Source organism: Streptantibioticus rubrisoli, from assembly GCF_024436055.1.
GTDB classification, from domain to species: domain Bacteria; phylum Actinomycetota; class Actinomycetes; order Streptomycetales; family Streptomycetaceae; genus Streptantibioticus_A; species Streptantibioticus_A rubrisoli.
Window position 1 is genome coordinate 31388 of sequence record NZ_JANFNH010000001.1, and the last position, 22099, is coordinate 53486.

The window sequence follows — 22099 nt, forward strand, 5'->3', positions numbered from 1 at the left end:
TCATTGTTCCACCGGCGCCCTCCCGGTGGAGTCGAGGGCCGGGCGCAGTTCGGGCCAGCGCAACTCGGCCTCCAACTGGGCGGCCAAAGACACCAGCGACTCCTCACCGCAGGCGGGTCCGAGCAACTGGGCGCCGACCGGCAGTCCGTCCCGGGTGAAGCCCGCCGGAACGTTCATCGCGGGCCAGCCGAGCGCGTTCCACGGCCATGCGTACGGGCAGGCCGCGATCATCGCCCGGTCGGTCCGCAAGGCGCCCATCCCGTCGAAGGCGCCTATGCGCGGCGGCGGCACGGCGGTGGTCGGGGTGAGCACGATGTCGTACCCGTCGAAGATGCCGCCGATCCTGCGGTGTTGGCGGGGTTCACGGCCCCTGGCGATGCGCAGGACCCGCCCGCCGAGTCGTCTGCCGGTGCGCACCGTGCTACGGGTGCGCGCGTCGAGCAGGTGCGGTACGGCGTGCTGGGCGGCGGCCTGCGTCACGCCCGCCGCCGCGCGGGGTACGAAGCTCAGTCCGATCAGCCCGTAGCGGGGCCTTGCCTCCTCGACGTGGTGGCCGAGCCGGGCGAGGGTCTCCGCGATGGCGGTGACGGCACGGCGTACGTCGGGATCAGGGCGCGTGCCGGTGAGGGTGAGCGGCGGCCGCCAGGCCAGCGCGATGCGCAGTCGGCCCGGTTCGCGACGGCATGCCGCCGAGGCGTTGACCGGCGCGGGGCACCCCACGTCCGTCGGGTGCGGGCCAGCGATCACATCTAGCAGCAGTGCCGCGTCCGCGACGGTACGGGCCAACGGGCCGTTGACGGTCAGACCGTGGAAGGCATCGGTGTACGGGTACAGCGAGACCCGGCCGCGTTGCGGCTTGATGCCGACCAGATGGGTCCAGGCCGCGGGGATGCGGATGGAACCGCCGCCGTCCGATCCGACGGCGGCCGGTACGAGTCCGGCGGCGACCGCCGCGGCCGAGCCGCCGGAGGAACCGCCGGGCGTGTGGGCGGTGTTCCAGGGATTGCGGGTGGCGCCGAAGGCGCCCTCGGTGAAGGGCCACTGGCCGAGTTCGCAGGCGTTCGTCTTGCCGACGACCACCGCCCCCGCCGCGCGCAGCCGTCTCGCCAACTCGCCATCCGCCGACTTCGGTTCGGCCTCGCCGCCGCAGCCGAACCGGGTCGGCAGCCCCGCCACATCGGTGTCGTCCTTGACCGCTATCGGCACGCCCAGCAGCGGTAACCGCTCACCCGCGGCGAGTGCGCGGTCCGCATCCTCCGCCTCCCGCAGCGCCTGCCGCGCGCGCACGTGGCGGAAGGCGTTGAGGGTGCCCTGGGTCGCCGCGATGCGTTCCAGCGAGGCCCGCACCAGGGCCACCGATGTCGTCTCCCCCGCTGCCAGGGACCGGACCTGCTCAGCGAGTCCGGTGAAACCGGCTGTGGACACGGCCGTTCCCCTTCCCTAACGTTCGTTCGAACGAACAGCTTTCGGGAGGCTACTCGTATGCGCATCGCAGGATCAACCGTGCTGGTGACCGGGGCCACCGGCGGTCTCGGTCAGGCCATCGCCCGTGAACTCGCGGTCAGGGGAGCCAAGTTGGTGCTCTCCGGGCGCCGCGCCGACGCTTTGAAGCCCATCGCCGCCGAGTTCGGCGCCCGTGCCGTCACCGCCGATCTCGCCGACCCGGACCAGGTCGACCAACTCGCCGAAACGTGCGCGGACACCGACATCCTGATCGCCAACGCCGCCCTGCCCTCCAGCGGCGACCTCCTGGAGTACACACCCGAGCAGATCGACCGGGCGCTCACGGTGAACCTGCGCAGCCCCGTCATGCTGGCCCGGGCGCTCGCTCCCCGGATGGTCGAGGCGGGCCGCGGACACATCGCCTTCGTCGGCTCGATCTCCGGGAAGACCGCCAGCAGGTCCACCTCGCTCTACAACGCCACCAAGTTCGGCCTGCGCGGCTTCGCCCTGGGCTTCCGCCAGGACCTGCACGGTACGGGGGTGGGCGTCTCACTCGTCCAGCCCGGTTTCGTCCGCGACGCGGGCATGTTCGCGGTGACGGGAGCCACCCCGCCCGCCGGGATGCGCACGGTCTCCCCGGGCCAGGTCGCCACGGCGGTCGTACGGGCAGTCGAGCGCGACCTGTGCGAAGTCAACGTGGCGCCGGTGGAGTTGCGGGTGCTCAGCGCGATCGCCGGGCAGTTCCCGGGAATCGCGGAGCGGGTGCAGCGCGGTTCCGCCGCGCGGCGGACGGTCCGCCAGATCGTGGAGGCGCAGCGGGACCGGCGGTAGCCGGTGCGGGGCGCCGGTTGCCGGTTCCGGCGTGCCGCAAGCCGCGGCGTAGGCTGAACGCACCGAATCATCCGCGTTCATGGGGAAAGGCCGATCGTGCAGACACCTCTGGCCTGGCTGGCCGACAGATATTCGCTCAAGCCGAGAAGTGTCCGGTAAGCGTCACTGGCCTCGGTCGTGGCCAGCATCCTGATCGTCGTCACCGGCGGAGTCGTTCGTCTGACCGGCTCGGGACTCGGCTGTCCCAAGTGGCCGATGTGCACCGGTGACACGCTGGCCCCCACCGCCGCCATGGGCGTGCACGGCGCGATCGAGTTCAGCAACCGGATACTGACCGGCGTGCTGTGCGCGGTCGTCGGATGGCTCATCATCGCCGCCCGGTTGCAGAAGGTCTCCATGCCCTCGGTGCTCCGCGGCTCCTGGCTCCAGTTCTGGGTGGTCGTGCTGAACGCGGTGGTCGGCGGCGTCACCGTCCTGATGCGGCTGAGCCCCTACATCGTGGCGGCGCACTTCCTCGCCGCCATGCTGCTGCTCACGGCCGCGGTGATCACCTGGGAGCGGGTCCGCCAGCACCAGGTCCCGCCGCGGGAGCCGGCGCCCCCGCCGTCGCGGGTGCGCACCGCCTCGGTGGTGCTGGTGGCCGCGACGGCCTTGCTGGTCGTGGCGGGAACGCTGGTGACCGGGGCCGGTCCGCATGCGGGGGACTCCTCGGACGTGGCGCGCATGCCTTTCGACTGGACGCTCGTCGCGGTCGTCCATGGAGCGCTGGCCGTGGTGGTCCTGGGTGCCGCGGGCTTCATCTGGTCCGCGCTGACCGGGGGCGGTGCCGACAGCGCTCGCCGGAGGACGGCGTGCTTCCTCGCCGTGGTACTGGCCCAGGGGGCCGTCGGCCTGTGGCAGTCCCTGTCGGGTCTGCCCGGACTGGCCGTCGGCCTGCACCTGCTGGGAGCGTCGCTGGTATGGGCCGGTACGCTGCGGGTGTACTGCGCGGTGCGGATGCCGGACTCGGCCGAAGCAGTGGTTGAATTCGAGACCGTATCGGACTCCCCGAGCGGTGGCGCGATACCCCATCTCAGCGGCTCCTGAAAAGGATCAGATGACATGGCCGTCGGCGCATATTTTGCACAGAATGGTTTCAGGATCTTTTCATCTGGCTAATCTTGCGCTGCCTAATCTTTCGGAACCTCGCCCTCCACCCCTTTCTGGAATCATTTCCTCCGCCCGGTTTCCGTGGCCACTCATGGATCATTGCCGCATCCGTGAAGAATCTTGCGTTCTGCTCTGCCCGGTGGTTACCATATGGATTCATTCACCTGGGGGAGGGGGGTGACAAAGATGGCTGAAAACGAAGTCGTCGAATACGAGGCGCCTGAGATGCTGGATGGCGCATTTCTCGGTCAACCTTTTCTGGCCAGCGGAACCGCAGTGCTGAAGCAGGCCTCCGGCGGAACGTGGGTGGTCGCGGACGACTCGCATTCTCGCCTGGTTTCTGCTGAAGCCAGCGCCAGACGCCTTGCGCTCTTCGGTGAGACGGATATCGAAGTGGGGCGTCTGGCGCGCCTCCTCGAACGCCATGGCAGTGCGCGTGACGTGATGGCCGCCGCACACGAAATACCGGGCAGCTTCCACATCCTCTACACTGACGGTCGAACCATGGTCGTCCAGGGAAGTGCTTCCGGCCTTCGCCAGGTGTTCTACGCCAGGCTGGCGGACCACGCCCATGTGGCGTCGGATTCCGTGGAGTTGCTGGCCCGGCTGTGCGGCGGTGGCCCCCGAATCGAGATGGTCGCATGGGGCATGGTGCACCCGGGTTTCGACTACGGTCTGACCGAGGGCACCTACTGGAAGGGCGTCCGTCGGCTCCCCGCCGACCAGCGCCTCCACCTCACCGGCGATCGTGTCGAACGCTCCACCTGGTGGAGCCCACCGGTGCCAGCGCTGTCGATCGCGGAAGGCGCGCCCGGGCTGCGGTCCGCGCTCGACGAAGCGGTGGCCGTCCGGGTCGGCACGGCCCGGGGCCTGTCCGCGGACCTGTCCGGGGGCATGGACTCCACTTCGCTCTGCTTTCTGCTGGCCGAGCAGGGAGCGCGGTTCCAGGCGTTCGTCGAGCAGACCATCGATCCCAACCACGACGACGCGCGATGGGCGGCCATCGCCGCTCGGGAGATGGATCGGGAACTGACGGTCCTCCAGCCGGACGACATACCGGGGCCCTACGACGGCATCTGGGAACGCGATGAAGGACTGGTCCAGACGGTTCCCTACGGGCTCGGTGAGCCGTACACGCTGATCCGCAACCGGGCACGCAAGGCCGCCATGTCAAAGCTGTTCGCGGCGACCGGTGCGACGGTCCACATCGGCGGCTTCGGCGGCGACGAGTTGTTCACCGTGCCACCGTCGTACTTCAGTGATCTGTACGCGAGTTCACCCCTCAAGGCGATCCGGGGCATCCGCGACCTCGCCCGTCTGCGCCGGTGGAGCCTGAAGAGTGTGCTGCGGTCACTCGCACGCCAGCAGTCGTACCGGGGTTGGTTCGAGGAGCAGTTGCGCGACTTGCGTCTGCCCCGGCCGGACACCCTCGGGCCCACCGTCAACTGGGGCCCGCCGCTGCGGGTGACTCCATGGTCCACACCGGTCAACGTCGAGGCGATCAGGTCGTTGGCCCGCGCCGAGGACGCCGCCTGCCGGCCACAGGCCCCCAGCCGTGCGGCGCACACCTGCATCGCCGGCCAACGGATCGGCGGCCAGCGGCTGGGACCGCTGCGAGCGCTCATGCAGCACCAGGGTGTCACGCTCTCGCTGCCGTACATGGACGACAAGGTCCTCGAAGCCGCGCTGGCCATCTCGCGCGCCGAAGCGCTGCCAGCCTGGGAGAACTCCTCGAACTGGGGCCGGACTTCGCAGCGTCGGCCGAGCAGAACGTCATGGCGCTTTTCGGCGCTTGGGGGCACCGCCGCGCACGCGGCATCGAGGAGTCCGAACAAGCGCGGCGCGGCGCCCCGTTCGAGTACTCGCTGGTGCTCAGCGGCGATCGCGTCGACGTACGATTGTTCTTCCGGCCGCTGGCCGCCGAAGGGGCCACCGACGCCGACGCCAGCTGGGAGCAGGGCTGGCGGACTCTGACCCGTCTCGAACAGCGTGACCGCGCGCATCTGGAGCGCGCCCGCGGCCTCGGTGACCTCTTCCGCCCGCGCAGTCGGCAGGCGGCGTTCGGGCTGTGCCTGGCGGCGTCGGTGCAGCCGCTCACGGTCGGCCGCGTCAAGGTGTACTTCGACACCCTGGCGGCGGGCACGGAACGAAACCGGCAGGTGCTCGCGGAGGCATTGAACCGGATCGGCCTTGGCGCCGCATGGAGTTGGCTGCAAGAGCACGACCCGGCGGGCATGACCCACCTCATGCCCGCCTTCTTCGCCCTTGACGTCGACGGTTCGCCCGACGCCAGGGTCAAGTTCTACACAACTGTGGCGGAACGGTCCGCCAGCCAACTCGCCGCACGCCTGGCCCCGTTCTCCGACACCGCCCGACGCACCGCCGCCGGGTTCCTGGAAAACACGGCGGTAGACGCGGCGGAAGCACTCGCGCAACCGGGAGTCCGACCGACACTGTGCTGGAGCATGACCGCGCGATGCCACCATCGTCCCGTTGACGCGACGCTGTACCTGCCCTTCAACCAGTACGCACCCGAGGGCGGGCAGACCCTCGGTCGGCTACGGAAGACGCTCGCGCCACGTCACTTCCGCGCGATCGAGCGCCTGGTCACCCGGCACGCGGCCGTGGTGCCGCCCAACGAGCCGGAAAACCCGTTCCATTGGGCGGCCACGAAGCTCGTCAGGGACCGCGAGTCCTTGACCCTCTACATCTCAGCGGCCGCCGTGGACGCCGCGCGAACGGCTGGGCACTGAGCCCGGCGCCGCCTGCGACGAGACCGGAAGCCGCCAGCGCCTGCCGAGTTGAGGGCGTCCAGACCGGCCCGCGGGCCGACCTGGACGCCGTGATCAGACGAGGTCGAACCGGTCGAGGTTCATCACCTTGTTCCACGCCGCGACGAAGTCGCGCACGAACTTCTCCTTCGCGTCATCGCTCGCGTAGACCTCCGCGAGCGCCCGCAGCTCGGAGTTGGCCCCGAAGACCAGATCACAGCGGCTGCCGGTCCACCTGACCTGGCCGGTGGCGTCACGGCCCTCGAAGGTGTTCGCGTCCTCCGAGGTGGCCTTCCAGGTGGTGCCAAGGTCGAGCAGGTTGACGAAGAAGTCGTTGGTCAGCTTCCCCGGGGTGTCGGTGAAGACGCCGAGCTTTGAGGAGTCGTAGTTGGCGCCCAGGACACGCAGGCCACCGACGAGTACCGTCATCTCGGGGGCGCTGAGGGTCAGCAGGTTCGCCCGGTCGACCAGCAGGTACTCGGCGGGCAGGCGGTTGCCCTTGCCGAGGTAGTTGCGGAACCCGTCAGCGGTCGGCTCCAGCGCGGCGAACGACTCCGCGTCCGTTTGCTCCTGCGTCGCGTCGACGCGGCCAGGGGCGAAGGGCACCTCGATGTCGAACCCGGCGTCCTTGGCCGCCTTCTCCACGGCCGCGCTGCCGCCCAGCACGATCAGGTCGGCCAGCGAGACCTTCTTGGCGCCGGAGTTGAACTCCCGCTGGATGCTCTCCAGGGTGCGCAGCACCGTCGCGAGCTCGCCCGGGTCGTTGACCTCCCAGCCGTTCTGCGGCTCCAGGCGGATGCGGGCGCCGTTGGCGCCGCCGCGCTTGTCGCTGCCGCGGAAGGTCGAGGCCGACGCCCACGCGGTGGAGACCAGCTGGGCCACGGTCAGGCCCGAGTCGAGGATCTTCGCCTTGAGGGCGGTGACGTCCTCGGCGCCGATGACCTCGTGGTCCGCCTCCGGCAGCGGGTCCTGCCACAGCAGGGTCTCCTGCGGGACCTCGGGGCCGAGGAAGAGCGACTTCGGGCCCATGTCGCGGTGGGTCAGCTTGTACCAGGCCCGGGCGAAGGCGTCCGCGAACTCCTCGGGGTTCTCGTGGAAGCGGCGCGAGATCGGCCCGTAGATCGGGTCGAAGCGCAGTGCCAGGTCCGTGGTGAGCATCGACGGCGCGATCTTCTTCGAGGAGTCGTGGGCGTGCGGGACGGTGCCCTCACCGGCGCCGTCCTTCGGCTTCCACTGCTTGGCCCCGGCCGGGCTCTCGGTCAGCTCCCACTCGTAGCCGAAGAGGTTGTCGAAGAAGTTGTTGCTCCACTGGGTGGGCGTGGTGGTCCAGGTGACCTCCAGGCCGGAGGTGATGGTGTCCGCGCCCTTGCCGGTGCCGTACGTGCTCTTCCAGCCCAGGCCCTGCTCCTCCAGCGGGGCGGCCTCGGGGTCGGGGCCGACGTGCTCCGCCGGGCCCGCGCCGTGGGTCTTGCCGAAGGTGTGGCCGCCCGCGATCAGCGCGACCGTCTCCTCGTCGTTCATCGCCATCCGGCGGAACGTCTCACGGATGTCCCGGGCCGCCGCGAGCGGGTCCGCGTTGCCGTTCGGTCCCTCGGGATTGACGTAGATCAGACCCATCTGGACCGCGCCGAGCGGGTTTTCCAGCTCACGGTCGCCGGTGTAGCGCTCGTCGCCGAGCCAGGTGGTCTCGGGGCCCCAGTAGACGTCCTCCTCGGGCTCCCAGACGTCCTCGCGACCGCCGCCGAAGCCGAAGGGCTTGAAGCCCATCGACTCCAGGGCCACGTTCCCGGCGAGGACCAGCAGGTCGGCCCACGAGAGGTTGCGGCCGTACTTCTTCTTGACCGGCCACAGCAGCCGACGGGCCTTGTCGAGGTTCGCGTTGTCCGGCCAGCTGTTGAGGGGGGCGAAGCGCTGCTGACCAGCCCCGGCGCCGCCGCGGCCATCGCTGATCCGGTAGGTGCCCGCGCTGTGCCACGCCATCCGGACCATGAACGGGCCGTAGTGGCCGAAGTCGGCGGGCCACCAGTCCTGCGAGGTGGTCAGCACCTCGGCGATGTCCCGCTTCACGGCCGGGAAGTCGAGGGACTCGAACGCCTCGGCGTAGTTGAAGTCCTCGCCGAGCGGGTTGGCCACGGCGGGGTTCTTGGCCAGGACCTTCAGATTCAGCCGCTCCGGCCACCACTGGCGGTTTCCGCCGCCCTGAGTCGGGTGCGGGGCGCGCCCGTGCGCGACCGGGCAGCCACCTCCGCCCTCCGTTTTGGCGTCTACGACGATTGCATCGTGGTTCTCAGACATGGGAATCCTTCCGGACTGGGCGGATCACGGTGTTCCGGAGCTGCGGACGGTGGAACGGTCGGGGCACGACGGGGGCGGCTGTCACCCACAGGCCGGCACCGCGCGGTTCCCCGGCGGCGGTCCCGCCATGTCTCTGTCTCCTGCCGTACTGGAGTCATCCTGTCCCTTGGTTATCACCGGAAACGATCCTACGATGGACTGAGTCCAAGTCAAGAAGCATGCGAAGCCCATATCCCATCGGACCCCGGACGTTCGCTTGGTGGACTACTTCGGGCATCCCACGGAACCTGAACAGGTGAACCGACATGAGCGACCTGCTGGAGCGACTGCGAGGGCGCGGCTGGCGGATGACCTCCCAGCGGCGTGTCGTTGCGGAGGTCCTCGACGGCGACCACGTGCACCTCACCGCCGACGAGGTGCACGCCCGCGCGGCACGGCGGCTGCCCGAGATCTCCCGGGCGACCGTCTACAACACCCTGGGCGAGCTGGTCTCCCTCGGTGAGGTCGCGGAGGTCTCCACCGACGGCCGCGCCAAGCGCTACGACCCCAACGCACACCACCCGCACCAGCACCTGGTCTGCTCCCACTGCGGCACCATCCGCGATGTCCACCCGACCGGCGACCCGCTGGCCCACCTGCCGACAGCGGAACGGTTCGGCTTCACGGTGTCCAAGGCCGAGGTCACCTACCGGGGACTGTGCCCGGACTGCGCGTAGGCGCTCCCGCTGGGGGTGCGGGTGCGGTGATGTGCCGTCGATCGTCTGCGGCGCCGCTGTGGCTGGTCGCGCCCACGCGGCGGAGCCGCACATGAACACAGCCCCGCACCCCTTCGGGCGCTGCCGAACCGCAGCGGACACACCGCCCGGAGGGCCGTTCAGACCCGGCCGTCGTGCACGCGCCTTCCCTGGCGTGCACGACAGCCACCGCCGGGTCAGACCTCGAGGTCGGATTCGATCCGGCGCAGCTGGTGCCGTGCCATGGCGAGGTTGGCGCGGTTGCGGTCCAGCGCCAGGTAGAGGAACAGGCCCTTGCCGGAGCGGCTGGTGAGCGGCCTGATCAGGTGGTACTGGCTGCCCAGGGTGATCAGGATGTCCTCGATGCTGTCGCCGAGATTGAGCATCTCGATCGCGCGCAACTTGGCGCGGACGACATCGGTGTTGCCTGCCGCCGCGACGTTGAGGTCCAGTTCGGCCCCTCCGCCGAGCGTGCCGAGGGCCATCCCGCTGTTGTAGTCGACCAGGGCGACGCCGACGGCGCCGTCGATCGAGCTCATGGCGTCCTTCAGGGAGAGTTCGGTGTTGGCCATGGTGGTTGTTCCTCTCTGGTGGAGTGGGGTGCGTGATCCGCTGTCGCGTGGGTGCGGCTGTTGGAGTACGGGGTCAGGGTCGGCTCTGGCGGCGCGGCGCGGCCTTCGTGTGTTCGGCGATGCGGGCTCCGGCCCGGCGGGCCTCGAAGTGCAGCAGACCCACGTTGGCGTCCGGCCCGGCGAAGAGGGTCAGCACGACCGACGCGCCGACCGCGTAGGTCGCGATGTAGCCGTGCTCTCCGCGCGTGAGCAGCTCCTGGAACGCGCCCTGGCCGGTGGCCTCGGCCAGTCGCGCGCCGACGCCCAGTGCCGCGGCGGTGAGCGCGGCGACCCCGTCGGGCTCCGGGCCGTCGATGTCGTGTGCGAGGACCAGCCCGTCGGTCGTCGCGACCAGGGAGCCGGTGAGCTCCGGCACTTTGCCGCGTAGCCCGTGGAGTTCGGCGAGGACCTCGGGCGCCACGGTCAACTGCCGTTCGATCGACACGGGTTGACTCCTTGCGGACAGTTGGCGAAGGGTGCGTTTCATGACCGGGCGGTGCCTTCGGCGAAGGGTGGAGCACTCACAGCCGGGCCTCCAGGGCGGCTCGAAGTCGCAGCAGCAGGGCGACGTCCGGGTCTGACAGGTCATGGGGCGGTTCGCCGCGCGAGGGCGGTGGGGGCGGCCGGTCCACCACGGGCGGATCGGGCGCGGACGGCGGATCGGCCCGGCGCCCCGGTGTCTCGATCAGTCCCGTCGCCGCCAGTTGCCGGACGTCCAGCAGCGTGCCGAAGGCCGACCGCCGCAGCAGTCTGGCGATCTCCGGCGGGGTGCGCAGTCCGTCGGCCGCCGCCAGCACGGCGCGCTGCCTCGGGGCGCGGGCGGCCAACCGACGGTCCTCGCCGGGCGGTTCGAGGCGCTGGGTCACCGCGGCGGTGTCCACCTCGGGCCAGGGCCACACCTGGTGGAGCAGTGCGCGGCGTCTTCCGACGGCCTCGCGCAACGAGTCGGCGGACAGGACGTGGACCGCGGCCAGGCGCGGCAGTTGGCCGGTTCTGAAGTCGAGCGGCACGCGATCCTGCGGTAGGGCGAAGTAGGCGGCGTCCAACAGCGCGGTCAGTTGGCACAGTTCCCGTTCGCCGGAGGTGACGAGGCTGGTGGCGTGCGGCCGTGCTCCGGTCGGCTCGGCCGGTTCAGGGCCTGCGGCGAGCAACGTCTCGACGTCCGGCGCGAAGGGGCTCTCCGCGTGCACCACCGCGCCGTCCACCAGGTACACACCGCCCGCGGGCCCCACCAGGGCGCCGGTGGCGCGGCGCCCGCAGAGTTCGCTGAGCGCGGCCTGGAAGGTGCTGGTCGGCAGTGAACCGGTGCGGCGCCGTCGCCGTGGCAGGGGGATCGAAGCGGTGCGCGGTGTCATAACGCCGGAACCATCCGGTCGACGATGGCGGCCAACCGCAGTCGGGCCATGGCGAGATTCGCCGTGCTCCGGTCGAGCCGCAGATGGATGAGGAGGTTGCTGTCGAAAGTGGTGTCCACGAACCTGAGCAGGTGATAGACGGTCTCGGAAGTGACGATCACTTCCTCGGGCGACGAACTCCCGGTCGCCGGGTCGGCGAAGGCCTGCCGTAGCTTCACGGCACGGGCCAGCTCCGCCGCGTCGACGGCGCCCGACGCATGGTCGCCGCACGGCCCCGTACCGGCCGTGGAGAGCGCGAGTCCGCCGGTCCAGTCCACCAGACTGACCCCGAGCGCCCCGGTGATGCTCATGGCGTCGAAAAGACACCGATCGATGTTCGACATCGCCACGAACCCTCCCTCGCCCATGACGCATGTGCCGCAGCGCCCCGTCCGGCACCAGTTCGACGCGTGACGCTACCGGGTGAGGGTTTGAGGCCCCGCAGTTTTAGCCATACCCGGACGGCATATGCCAAGGTGTGGTATCGGGCGCCCCAACCGTGAATCGCCGTGCACCGCAGTGGCGTTGGGGGGAGGGGCGATGGACCTCGGCGACTGGGGCGTGGCTGCAGACGGCGGCACATTCGCTGATGGCCAATCAATTCCCTTACGCCAACAGCCTCATGCTCCGGGCCGCTGCACAACAGGCGCATTCGCTGAGGAGGCTGTGGAATTCCTGTGCGACAGGGTGACGCGATGTGCCGCACTTCATCGGTTCATACGCGTCCAATTTGTTGAGCATCCGGTTCCTTTGCCGGATCTCGGATGCCGACTGCCTATCCGTACCGTGCTGGTGCGCTATGGCGACGACGCCATGGCAACGATGCCATGGCGTAACCCACGAACTTTTTCCCGCGTCGTTGACCCATGTTCATCAATCCTGCTTTGCTGCCCGCGGCAGACGGACACCACTCGCAGTGGTGGCATCAATCCCGGCGCCGTGGTTCGTGTACTTCCTGTTCAGCGCTGCCCGGCAAATCCCGTATGCCCGAAGAGAGTTGCGGGTGGAATTTCCGGCGGTCCGGGAGGCCCGGTCGGCGCTGTGGGACGGGCCGCGGCGGCGGGCGGTCGGCCATGTCCAGGAATGCGGTCACCGCCGTACACCCTGCGGGTGGTGCCGCCCCAAGAGAGGAAATCCTCAACGATGGGAAATCCCCCCAGTTCTGGGAGAGCCAGACGCAGCGCGGTGACCGCGCTGACGTCGCTCGCGATCGCCGTCGGCGGCTTCTCCGCCGCCGGGACGGCTCACGCGGCGACGGGCAGTACGCTCCCCAATCCGGCCCAGGGGCACCCGTACCGCCACGGTGCGGTCCCCATGCGTGGCGCCGCCCACCACGCGGCGGGCGCCAACACGGCCGCGACCTCGTCCAGCAACCTCAACTACGGTGGCGGCGCGGGCAGTCCGAGCATCGGCGTGACCACCGGAGCACCCCACGTCTACCTGGTCTTCTGGGGTTCGCAGTGGGGAACGTCGGGCACCGACAGCAACGGGTACACCACGCTCAGCGGTGACCCCAACGGCATGGCTCCCCGCCTGCAGGCCCTGTTCAAGGGGCTGGGGACCGGCAACGAGACCTGGTCGGGCGTGATGACGCAGTACTGCGAGGGCATAGCGACCGGCTCGCAGAGCTGCCCGAGCACCGCCGCGCACGTCGGCTACCCGGCGGGCGGCGCCCTCGCGGGCGTGTGGGTGGACACCTCCGCCGCCGCACCGGGCAGCGCCACCGGCAACCAGATCGGTGCCGAAGCCGTCAAGGCCTCCGGCCACTTCGGCAACACCTCCGCCGCCGCGAACCGCGACAACCAGTACGTCATCGTCTCGCCCACCGGCACCACCCCGGACGGCTTCAACACCTCCAGCGGCAACTTCTGCGCCTGGCACGACTACACCGGTGACTCGACCCTGAGCGGCGGCGCGGTCAGCTCCCCGTACGGCCAACTCGCCTTCACCAACCTGCCGTACGTCACCGACGCGGGCGCCAGCTGCGGCCAGGGGTCGGTGAACAGCCCCGGCACGCTGGACGGTGTGACGATCGTCGAGGGGCACGAGTACGCCGAGACGATCACCGACCAGAACCCCGCCGGAGGCTGGACCGACAGCAGCGGCGCGGAGGACGGCGACAAGTGCGCCTGGATCAAGACCGGTCAGGGCGCCACGGCCAACGTCGCCTTCTCCACCGGCACCTTCCCGATGCAGTCCACCTGGTCCAATGACTTCAACAACGGCGCTGGTGGATGCGAGATGACCCACCCGATCGTCGGTGGCGGCACCTCGTCCAACACCGTCACGGTGACCAACCCCGGCAGCCAGACCGGTACGGTCGGTACCGCGGCCAGCCTCCAGATCGCCGCCAGTGACTCGTCCTCCTCGGCGACGCTGAGCTACTCGGCCTCCGGCCTGCCCGCCGGGCTGACGATCAACTCCGCGACCGGCCTGATCTCCGGCACGCCGACCACCGCGGGCAGCTCCAACGTGACGGTCACCGCGACGGACAGCACCGGCGCCTCGGGCAGCACCACCTTCTCCTGGACCGTCGGATCCGGCAGCGGCAGCGGATGCACCGGCGGCCAACTGCTGGGCAACCCCGGCTTCGAGACCGGTACGGCCTCCCCGTGGAGCGCGAGCTCCGGAGTCATCAACAACTCCGCGTCCGAGCCCGCGCACTCCGGCTCGTGGGACGCCTGGCTGGACGGTTACGGGACCACGCACACCGACACACTCTCCCAGACGGTGACGATCCCGGCCGGCTGCAAGGCCACCTTCTCCTTCTGGCTGCACATCGACACCGCCGAGACCGGCAGCACCGCCTACGACAAGCTGACCGTCCAGGCGAACTCCACCACGCTCGCCACGTACTCCAACGTGAACGCGGCCAGCGGGTACGTGCAGAAGTCCTTCGACCTGTCGTCGTTCGCGGGACAGACGGTGACGCTGAAGTTCACCGGCACGGAGGACTCCAGCCTGCAGACCAGCTTCGTCATCGATGACACGGCGCTGAACGCGTCCTGACCCATCACCCCTGGACGGGGCTGTGCCAGCGGCCCGTGACCCTGCCCCCGCACTCTACGGGCGGGGCCACGGGCCGTCGCTGAGCTACGCGCGGGAGGGCATGCACGTCACCCCGTACCGGTCCGCTCCACTCGGCGCCGTCACCTCGTCGTCTACCTCGTGTCGTTGCTCCGGTCGTTCTGCAGCTCCCACAGCTCCCGGAACAACCCCGGCTGGGTCGACAACTGTGCGAACGTGCCGGACTGTACGATCCGGCCTTGGTCGAGGACGACGATCCGGTTCGCGACGGTCACGTTCGTCAGCCGGTGCGTCACCAGCACCACCGCCCGGGAGGTGGCGAGTTGCCGCAGCCCGGTGAAGATCCGGTGCTCCGCCCGCGGGTCCAACGCGGAGGTGGGCTCGTCGAGCACCAGCAGACCTGCTGGGCGGTAGAACGCCCTGGCGAGCGCGATGCGCTGCCACTGGCCGCCGGACAACTCCTCGCCGCCGACCCATTCGCGGGCCAGCAGTGTCCGCAACCCCGACCGCAACCGGTTCACCACCTCGTCGGCCCCGGATGCCTCCAGCGCCGCCCACAACGCCGCCTCGGCGCCCGGGGCGTCCTGCCCCTGCCCTTGTGTGACGTTCTCCCGCGCGCTCAGCGGCCAGTGCGCGAACTCCTGCGGCACCATCGCGATCCGCCGCCACAACATCACGGGATCCATCTCCCGGATGTCGATGCCGTCCCATTCGACGGCTCCGCCGGTCGGCAGGTAAAGGCCGGTCAACAGCTTGGTGAGGGTGGTCTTGCCTGACCCGTTCTCACCCACCAGGGCGAGCACTTCGCCCCGGCGGATCGTCAAGTCGACGTTGTCCAAGGCGTTTCGCTTGGCGCCCTCGTACTGGTACACCAGACCGGTCACACGGATCTCCTGCGGGTCCTTCGGCGCCACCTGGCCGCGCCGCATCTGGTAACCCCCAGCCTCGTCCAGGAACTTCGTCCAGTCATCCAGGTACATGCCGGTGCGGAACATCCGCGCTCCCACCGACACCAGCCCTTGAACCGACGCGTTCGCCGAGCGCAGAGCGAAGACCGCCGTTCCCGCCAGAGCGACCGACACGCGTCCGGACGCGAGCAGCCACACCACCGCTGACCACACCACCACCAGCGCCATCCCACCGCCTACGGATCCGAGCAGCGACATCCGCGCCCCGCGTGCGAACGCCCGGCGTTGAGCGTCCCGGACCCGGTCGGTGATGCGCCTGGCCCGGTCGAGGAGGAACGGCGCCATCGTCGCCGACCTGATCTGATCGGCGGTGTACTTGTCGGTCGTGTGCCAGCGCAGCAACGCCAGCATGCGCCGGTGCCCGATCATCTCCAGGTTGGCCAGGTAACTGGCCTTCGCCGACTGCACCTGCGCGATCCCCTGCGGGAAGGCGGCCAACAGCAGCAGCGGCAGGAGCACCGGGTGCACGGCGGTCAGCACCGCCGCACCGGCCGCCAGCGACGCGCACGCGGCGATGAAGTCCTGGCCCTCTTGGATGATGTCCTGCCCGATCTGAACGCCCATCTCGGCCGCCTCCTTGCGGTCCGAGAATCCGGGGCTGTCGTACGCGGCCAGTTCCACGTTCACCGCGGCGGTCATCATCATCAGCTCGGCCTCTTGAGCCATCACCGGCCCCAGTCGGGACGACAGCCACGAGATCACCACCCCGAACAACGCCCGTACTCCCGAGGCGCCCGCGAGCACCGCCAGGGATGGCCACGCCGCCCACAGCCGGTGGCCGATGTCCCCGTGCCCGATGATGGCGGTGATGGTGCCGGTGGTGGCCAGCAATCCGAGCGCCTGTACCACGCCGGACGCCGTCTGGCAGGCCAGCAGGCCGGCCACCGATGCCCTGTCCGCCCGCCACGCCATCCCCAACGACCGGACCACGAGCCGGGGAAGCCGCGCGGCCATCCCTCGTGCGGTGATCGCCTGAACGCTCTTCCACGACGGATCCCGCGCGAGGTTGAAGTCCAACTCTTCGACGTGCTCTACGGTGTCGGTCACGCTTGCCTCCCCATCCCAAAAGCACAACGAGGCCGCCGCTGAATCGAACGCACTCGATTTCAGACGGCGTTGTGGCCCGGCACCGCACGGGTGGTGGGTACGGCCCTTCGCAGCCATCGGGCCTGGATCTTGCTGCTGATTGGCTGAAAGAGGGCTTGCACCCGGCCACGCACGACGGCCTTCGCGGTTGCGGCCAGCCCGCTGGTGCACCGAGGCCGCGGCGGCCTGCGTCGCGCCCGTGCCCGCTGCCGGACCTCGCCGACGGCAACCGCGCCGACTGCGCGTCTTGAGTAACGGTCGCCTCGCGCTCTGCTGCGGATTTCGCGAGGGGCGGCAACTGCATCTTGAGCCGTCCGATGCGCCTTCCTACTCCTATTGCTCCTGGAGGGTTTTTCTGTCCCCGGCGTAATCGTGTGACGCGCGCAATATGACCCGCGTCACATTTATTGGCGCCCGCTGTGATGCCCCCGATATGGCGCGCGTCACATACGACGCCGCTTAGTGGTCGTCGGCCCGCAGCGGCTGCGGCTCGCCCCCGCCAGCGAATTGCCTCATACGAAGCGGCTTCGGAGTATGCGCCGATTCCTATGTCTTGTTTTGCCCGGAATGCCTGGTTAATGCTTCTGGGGTCCCCGACGAAAGAGGTAACCCTCGCATGCTGCGCTTCCCCAAGTCTTCGACCCGCCGTCTGACCAAGGCCCGTACCTTCGCCCTGAGCGGCCTCGCCGCCACCGGCCTGTCGGTACTCGCCGCGACCGCCGGCGCCCCCAGCGCCTCCGCGGCCACCCCGGGCGGCAACGTCGACGGCTGGATCAAGCAGGCCCTGGTCGTCATGCACGAAAAGGGCATCCCCGGCAGCTACGACGGCATCCACCGCAACCTGATGCGCGAGTCCGCTGGCAACCCCAACGCCATCAACAACTGGGACTCCAACGCCAAGATCGGCACCCCTTCGAAGGGGCTCATGCAGGTGATCGACCCGACGTTCAAGGCCTACCACGTGGCTGGCACGTCCTCGAACATCTACGACCCGGTCGCCAACATCGTCGCCTCCGCCAACTACGCGGCACACCGCTACGGCTCGATCGACAAGGTCAACTCCGCCTACTGAGCCCAAACCCAAAGGCTCCAGCCCTCAGGCGAGACTCCCACCCCGCGCGGCATGCACCGGAACAGCTGCACCGCTTGACGAAGTGACTCGATCCCTTCGGCCCTACCTGGTCCTGGCCTCGCCAGGCGCGAGACACTCAAGGCAGGAGACCAACTGGTAGGTGGGGATATGCAGTTCAGCAACGAGGAGCCGCCGTCGCATGAGGTGCGGACGGTGGCATGGGCGCGTAGGGCGTTAGGACGGCGTATCGCGGTCCTGGCCAACGAGCCGATGGGGCTGATCGGTTACGCGGCAGGCAGCCTGCCCGACGGGTCGGAGGAGACGTGGGAGATCCACGTTCGCTACCCGCGGGCCGAGGTCAAGACCCTCCGGCACCCGTCGTCGGTACGGCCGGGAGTGACGACGGTGGACCTGCTGATCGACGCGGTCGCTTCCTTCTCCCACGTCCCCGACCTGGTGACTGAGGCTGATGTCGAGGAGTGGCTGACCGCCCAGGCGACCCAACCTCCTGTGACGGTCGAGGACATGCCCGAGGCGATGCGGATCGACGGCACGCCCTATCGCGGTGTGCAGGCCGAGCGTGACGATGTCACCGCGCGGCTGGTGCAGCCGGAGGATGGGACGGCCGTCGTTGTCGTGGGCGAGTCGCTCGGGGCTGTTCGCCTCCTTTGGGCTTGAACAGCACGACGCGCGGCAGGCAGTGGCACCGACCGTGTTCGCTGGGGAGCCCGTCGCTGGTCGGCAGGTCCCGCAAGCTGGTTCCGGCCGCCGATCGTGCCGCTGTTCCCGACGCACGCCGATGGTTCATCCGGTGCCTGAGCGATCTGCGGTTCAGGCGGACTTGGCGGTCGGCAGGCCGAGGGTGCGGAAGGTGATGCGCTGGTCGAACCAGAGCAGCGCGACGGTCGCGGAGGCCATGACGACGGCGAAGGCGAGATGCCCGGCTGCGGACGTCACCTGGGCACCGACCAGACCGAGCAGCACATGGGCACCGAGGCGGGCGGCGATCAGCGCGAGCGCGATGAGGCGAGTGCGGGAGTTCTTCAGCATCGCCCGAATCAACTTCCGGCGCTTGCCCAGCACCGTCAGCCCGATGGCCAGATTCGCCGCGCCCAGCGCGACCAGCACCATCCAGGCACCTGCCCATACATGACACAGGTCGTACGCCGCACCCATCACACCCTCGAACGCGAAGAACCACGCGGGAAGCGGCTTGACCTGGGAGAGATCCATCGCCGACCTGCCCGTCAACGATGCGGTGGCCGACGGAACGTCGGGCGTCGGTGCGTCGCTCGTCGGTGCGTTGACCGACGGGGCGTCGATCGACTGCAAAGCCTGCGGCTGCGACGTCGGAGTGCTGGCCATCTCGTCCCCCTGAGGATTGCGCGCCACCTCCCTGGTGGCGTCGACCATGCTGCCAAGCCGCCAGTTCACACCGGCAGATGCGGCCGTCATCAGTTCGGTAGGACAAATGTCCCGGGTCAGCGGTGCGGATCCGCCGACCGATGCGTGCTCATCGTTCGGACTGTGGGTTCGCGGCCGAAGCCGGGAGGCCTTGGCCAGGGTCGCTTGGCCTCCGGTTGCCGATCCGGGCGGCGGCCGCGGCGGTGCGAGTGACGGGACTCCGCCGTCGCTGCGCTCTGCCTTCTTTCCTTCGCGTTTTAGGACAGGCCCTGACCGCAATGGCTCCTAGTGTGGTCCTTGACCGACGGAATACCGAACACCGGAAGGCGCAGACCATGACCTTTGACGAGCGGACCACCCGCGACCTGGCCGGAGCTCCGGCCGTCACCGGTGAGCGCGCCGAGTTGCTGGAGATGCTGGCCAAGCACCGGCACTTCCTGCGCTTCACCACCCGTGACCTCACCGACGAGCAGGCCGGACTCCGGACCACCGCCAGCGAGCTCTGCCTGGGCGGCTTGATCAAGCACGTCGCCGCGGTCGAGCGGAACTGGGTGGACTTCATCCTGAACGGCCCATCCGCGATGGGAGACTTCACGGCCATGACCGAGGCCGACTGGGCTCGGCGGGCTGACGAGTTCCGGCTGCTGCCCGGTGAGACGCTGGCTGGTGTGTTGGCCGACTACGCCGAGGTGGCCCGCCGGACCGACGACCTGGTCGCCACTCTGCCCGACCTGGAGGCCACGCGGCCGTTGCCGAAAGCCCCGTGGTTCGAGCCCGGCGCGCAGTGGTCGGCCCGCCGGGTGCTGATGCACATCATCGCCGAGACCGCTCAGCACGCCGGCCATGCCGACATCATCCGTGAGTCCCTGGACGGCGCCAAAAGCATGGGCTGACCAGCGGCGCGGGTGAAGGACTGTGTGGCGGGTCATTGATGACGGTGCGGTGGCTTACCATCGCCGCCATAGCGGGTGATGCTGATGACCTCGGCGTCGTCGAAGAGCACCCAACGCCCGCCAGGCACAACGCGTCAGTCGAACCGCAGGCTACCGGTGCGCTCCCGCTTCAGCTCGAAGAAGTCCGGATGTGCCGATAGCGTCCGCACCGCATCGAAGAGCCGCGCCGCCTCCGCACCACGTGGGATGCTGTTCAACACCGGGCCGAAGAAGGCCGTTCCGTCAATGTGCATCGTGGGCGTGCCCACATAGCCACCCGCCGCAGGATCCTTTCCCGCGTCGTGGCTGCGCTTGAGGGCGGCGTCGTAGTCGGTCGTGCGAGCCGCCTCCGCGAGGCTTGCGGGGAGGCCGAGTTCGGCCAGGGACTCGACAGCGACGGTGTCGAAGTCTTTCTCACCTTTCACGTGGATCCGGGTGCCGAACGCGGTGTACAGGCCGCGGAGGACGTCGTTGGAGTGCTGTTCGGCCGCGGCCACGGCGACCCGGACCAGACCGAGGGAGCGGTCGACGAGGTCGCGGTACCAGTCGGGCAACTCGTTGCCCTCGTTGTGCAGATACAAGCTCATGACGTGCAAGCGGACGTCAAGGTCGCGCAGCGGCTCCACCTCGAGGATCCAGCGCGAGGTGATCCAGGCAAAGGGACAAGCGGGGTCGAAGTAGAAGTCGACTCGGGTCTTTGGCATGTCTCCAACGTAAGCGTCGTAATGGCCTGTTGCACTGGCCAATCCAGGTTTGTTCCAGTGGGCCAATCCAGTAGGCCTACCGGGGGCGGTACCGGGTCTCCAACCGTGCCGCCAGTTCCTGGGGGAGCATGTCACGGTTCTGCGATGTCAGATGGACGAGTTCGATGTCGGCGCGGCCCTTGAGGGCGTCCGTGAACGGGTCGCGGTGCGCGTGGACAGTGGCGACGACATCGACGTCGGCCTCGAACAGCGCCCGGACCGCGTCCCGGAACGGGGAGCACGCCAGTTCCATCCGCCCGAGCTCATCGACGATCAGCAGTCGCTCGGCGGGCGCACCAGGTGGCGGAGGCTTCAGCGCTGGAAGCGCCAGGCGTTCCATGACGCTGAGGTCGACGCCGTAGCGCCCGACCCGCGGTGGTCCGGGGAAGTCGACATGGGCGAGCACGGCGCGCTGGCCCGCTAGCGTCTCCAGTGCGAAGCCGACCCGGGTGCCGGTCTGCCGGATCTCCTCCGTGGTGAATCCGGCGACCTCACGGGTGCGCAGCAACGCGGCCAGTCGGCGCACGGCGGTCGTCTTGCCGCTGCCCGGGCGGCCCTCCAGCAGAATCCTCGTCGGCATACTGATGCTCTCCGGCCTGGGCGCTTCACCTACCAGGTACCAGGTTCCCACGACAGCCGCATCACGGCTCTGCCCGGAACGCGCGGCGGTAGGCGCCCGGCGTTGTGCCCAGGGAGCGGAGGAAGCGTCTGCGGAGGTTGGTGGCCGAGGAAAGGCCGGAGCGGCGGGCGACCGCGTCCAGTGGCAGGTCGGATGACTCCAGCAACTCCCGTGCCGCGGCGATCCGTTGGGCCAGCAGCCACTGGCCTGGGCTGGCGCCGAGCTGATCGGCGAAGCGCCGCGCGAGCGTGCGCGTGGACAGGCCCGCGTGGGCGGCCAGGTCCTCAGTGGTCAGCTGTTGGTCGAGTCTGCCGGTCGCCCACTGCAGTAGCGGGGCGAGGGAGCCGTCGATGTGTACGGGGCGCGGTGGCGCCGAGTACTGCAGCTGCCCCCCTTCGCGGTGAGGCGGCATGACCATGTGCCGTGCGACGTGCGCGGCGTATCCGGCACCCTGGTCGGAGCGGACCAGGTGCAGGCACAGGTCGATGCCGGCACCGGCGCCTGCGCTGGTGGCGACGTCGCCGTGGTCCACGTACAGCACGTCCGGGTTGACCTGGACGGCCGGGAAGCGGTCGGCCAACTCGCCAGCTTGCGCCCAGTGCGCGGTCGCCTGCCGTCCGTCCAGCAGGCCTGTGTGCGCCAGCGCGAAAGCACCGGAGCAGATGCTGACTATCCGCGCTCCGCGGGAGTGTGCGCGGCGCAGGCCCTGGAGGACTGCGGGCGAGGGCGGCTCCTCGATGGGCAGCCATCCCGGGATGACGACGGTGTTCGCTTGGCTGAGTGCGTCCAGGCCGTCGGGCACGACCATGTCGTACCCGGCGAGTGTGGCGACGGGGCCGGGACGCTCGGTGCACACGCTGAACGTGTAGCGCGCGGGAAGTTCCCGCCGCTTGAGGCCGAACACCTCGGCCGCGCAGGCGAGTTCGAAGGTGGACTGCGGTGGGCGGACGAGTGCCACTACTCGATGCATGGCGGGAAAGTACCGCACGATGTCATTCCTGACACTCGGCGGGGCGGCTA

Annotated in this window: 20 protein-coding genes; 9 read left to right on the plus strand and 11 right to left on the minus strand. The window is 69.4% G+C overall.

Annotated features, from left to right (window positions below):
* Positions 1-1425: an amidase gene (locus tag NON19_RS00150; protein WP_255924418.1), complete on the minus strand. Its 1425-nt coding sequence runs from the start codon at positions 1423-1425 to the stop codon at positions 1-3.
* A gap of 57 nt (positions 1426-1482) precedes the next feature.
* Between NON19_RS00150 and NON19_RS00155 the strand changes: the two genes are divergently transcribed.
* The 4 genes from NON19_RS00155 to NON19_RS00170 all read left to right on the plus strand — a co-directional run bounded on the left by NON19_RS00155 (position 1483) and on the right by NON19_RS00170 (position 6176).
* Positions 1483-2274 (plus strand): SDR family NAD(P)-dependent oxidoreductase, encoded by a 792-nt coding sequence (locus tag NON19_RS00155; RefSeq protein ID WP_255924419.1) that lies wholly within the window; start codon positions 1483-1485, stop codon positions 2272-2274.
* A 177-nt stretch (positions 2275-2451) separates the two neighbouring features.
* Positions 2452-3360 carry a COX15/CtaA family protein gene (locus NON19_RS00160; protein WP_255924420.1) on the plus strand — a complete coding sequence of 303 codons (909 nt, stop codon included), beginning with the start codon at positions 2452-2454 and terminating at the stop codon, positions 3358-3360.
* Between the two features lie 183 nt (positions 3361-3543).
* Entirely contained in the window at positions 3544-5397 is a 1854-nt protein-coding gene (locus tag NON19_RS00165; protein WP_255924421.1) for an asparagine synthase-related protein, read from the plus strand.
* Positions 5292-6176 (plus strand): hypothetical protein, encoded by an 885-nt coding sequence (locus NON19_RS00170; RefSeq protein WP_255924422.1) that lies wholly within the window; start codon positions 5292-5294, stop codon positions 6174-6176. Before NON19_RS00165 ends, NON19_RS00170 begins: the two co-directional genes overlap by 106 nt.
* A gap of 93 nt (positions 6177-6269) precedes the next feature.
* Here NON19_RS00170 and katG read toward each other — a convergent pair whose 3' ends face one another.
* Positions 6270-8489, minus strand: a complete 2220-nt coding sequence (katG, locus tag NON19_RS00175; protein WP_255924423.1) for a catalase/peroxidase HPI — start codon at positions 8487-8489, stop codon at positions 6270-6272.
* Between the two features lie 305 nt (positions 8490-8794).
* Between katG and NON19_RS00180 the strand changes: the two genes are divergently transcribed.
* Complete coding sequence (locus NON19_RS00180) at positions 8795-9205, plus strand: Fur family transcriptional regulator (RefSeq protein WP_255924424.1); 411 nt, start codon at positions 8795-8797, stop codon at positions 9203-9205.
* A gap of 215 nt (positions 9206-9420) precedes the next feature.
* On the opposite strand, the gene NON19_RS00185 is transcribed toward NON19_RS00180, so the two are convergent.
* The 4 genes from NON19_RS00185 to NON19_RS00200 all read right to left on the minus strand — a co-directional run bounded on the left by NON19_RS00185 (position 9421) and on the right by NON19_RS00200 (position 11572).
* Entirely contained in the window at positions 9421-9795 is a 375-nt protein-coding gene (locus tag NON19_RS00185) for a hypothetical protein (protein ID WP_255924425.1), read from the minus strand.
* A gap of 73 nt (positions 9796-9868) precedes the next feature.
* Positions 9869-10321, minus strand: a complete 453-nt coding sequence (locus tag NON19_RS00190; RefSeq protein ID WP_303653192.1) for a roadblock/LC7 domain-containing protein — start codon at positions 10319-10321, stop codon at positions 9869-9871.
* A 34-nt stretch (positions 10322-10355) separates the two neighbouring features.
* A complete protein-coding gene (locus tag NON19_RS00195; protein WP_255924427.1) occupies positions 10356-11189 on the minus strand; it encodes a transcriptional regulator in 834 nt (277 codons plus the stop codon).
* A complete protein-coding gene (locus tag NON19_RS00200) occupies positions 11186-11572 on the minus strand; it encodes a hypothetical protein (RefSeq protein ID WP_255924428.1) in 387 nt (128 codons plus the stop codon). The genes NON19_RS00195 and NON19_RS00200 overlap by 4 nt, the downstream gene beginning before the upstream one ends.
* 841 nt (positions 11573-12413) lie before the next feature.
* Between NON19_RS00200 and NON19_RS00205 the strand changes: the two genes are divergently transcribed.
* On the plus strand, positions 12414-14237 hold the full coding sequence (locus tag NON19_RS00205) for a putative Ig domain-containing protein (protein WP_255924429.1): 1824 nt from the start codon (positions 12414-12416) through the stop codon (positions 14235-14237).
* A gap of 152 nt (positions 14238-14389) precedes the next feature.
* Here NON19_RS00205 and NON19_RS00210 read toward each other — a convergent pair whose 3' ends face one another.
* Positions 14390-16270: an ATP-binding cassette domain-containing protein gene (locus tag NON19_RS00210; RefSeq protein WP_255924430.1), complete on the minus strand. Its 1881-nt coding sequence runs from the start codon at positions 16268-16270 to the stop codon at positions 14390-14392.
* Between the two features lie 655 nt (positions 16271-16925).
* Here NON19_RS00210 and NON19_RS00215 point away from each other — a divergent pair.
* Positions 16926-17381 carry a transglycosylase SLT domain-containing protein gene (locus tag NON19_RS00215; RefSeq protein WP_255924431.1) on the plus strand — a complete coding sequence of 152 codons (456 nt, stop codon included), beginning with the start codon at positions 16926-16928 and terminating at the stop codon, positions 17379-17381.
* 168 nt (positions 17382-17549) lie between these two features.
* Positions 17550-18059 (plus strand): hypothetical protein, encoded by a 510-nt coding sequence (locus NON19_RS00220; protein WP_255924432.1) that lies wholly within the window; start codon positions 17550-17552, stop codon positions 18057-18059.
* A gap of 153 nt (positions 18060-18212) precedes the next feature.
* Here the strand turns inward: NON19_RS00220 and NON19_RS00225 are convergent, their stop codons facing one another.
* On the minus strand, positions 18213-18836 hold the full coding sequence (locus NON19_RS00225) for a hypothetical protein (protein WP_255924433.1): 624 nt from the start codon (positions 18834-18836) through the stop codon (positions 18213-18215).
* Positions 18837-19120: 284 nt separating this feature from the next.
* Between NON19_RS00225 and NON19_RS00230 the strand changes: the two genes are divergently transcribed.
* A complete protein-coding gene (locus NON19_RS00230; protein WP_255924434.1) occupies positions 19121-19678 on the plus strand; it encodes a DinB family protein in 558 nt (185 codons plus the stop codon).
* A 134-nt stretch (positions 19679-19812) separates the two neighbouring features.
* Here NON19_RS00230 and NON19_RS00235 read toward each other — a convergent pair whose 3' ends face one another.
* The 3 genes from NON19_RS00235 to NON19_RS00245 all read right to left on the minus strand — a co-directional run bounded on the left by NON19_RS00235 (position 19813) and on the right by NON19_RS00245 (position 22049).
* A complete protein-coding gene (locus NON19_RS00235; RefSeq protein WP_255924435.1) occupies positions 19813-20421 on the minus strand; it encodes a mycothiol-dependent nitroreductase Rv2466c family protein in 609 nt (202 codons plus the stop codon).
* Positions 20422-20497: 76 nt separating this feature from the next.
* Entirely contained in the window at positions 20498-21040 is a 543-nt protein-coding gene (locus NON19_RS00240) for a nucleoside-triphosphatase (protein ID WP_255924436.1), read from the minus strand.
* A gap of 61 nt (positions 21041-21101) precedes the next feature.
* Positions 21102-22049 (minus strand): helix-turn-helix domain-containing protein, encoded by a 948-nt coding sequence (locus NON19_RS00245; RefSeq protein WP_255924437.1) that lies wholly within the window; start codon positions 22047-22049, stop codon positions 21102-21104.
* Positions 22050-22099 lie beyond the last annotated feature (50 nt).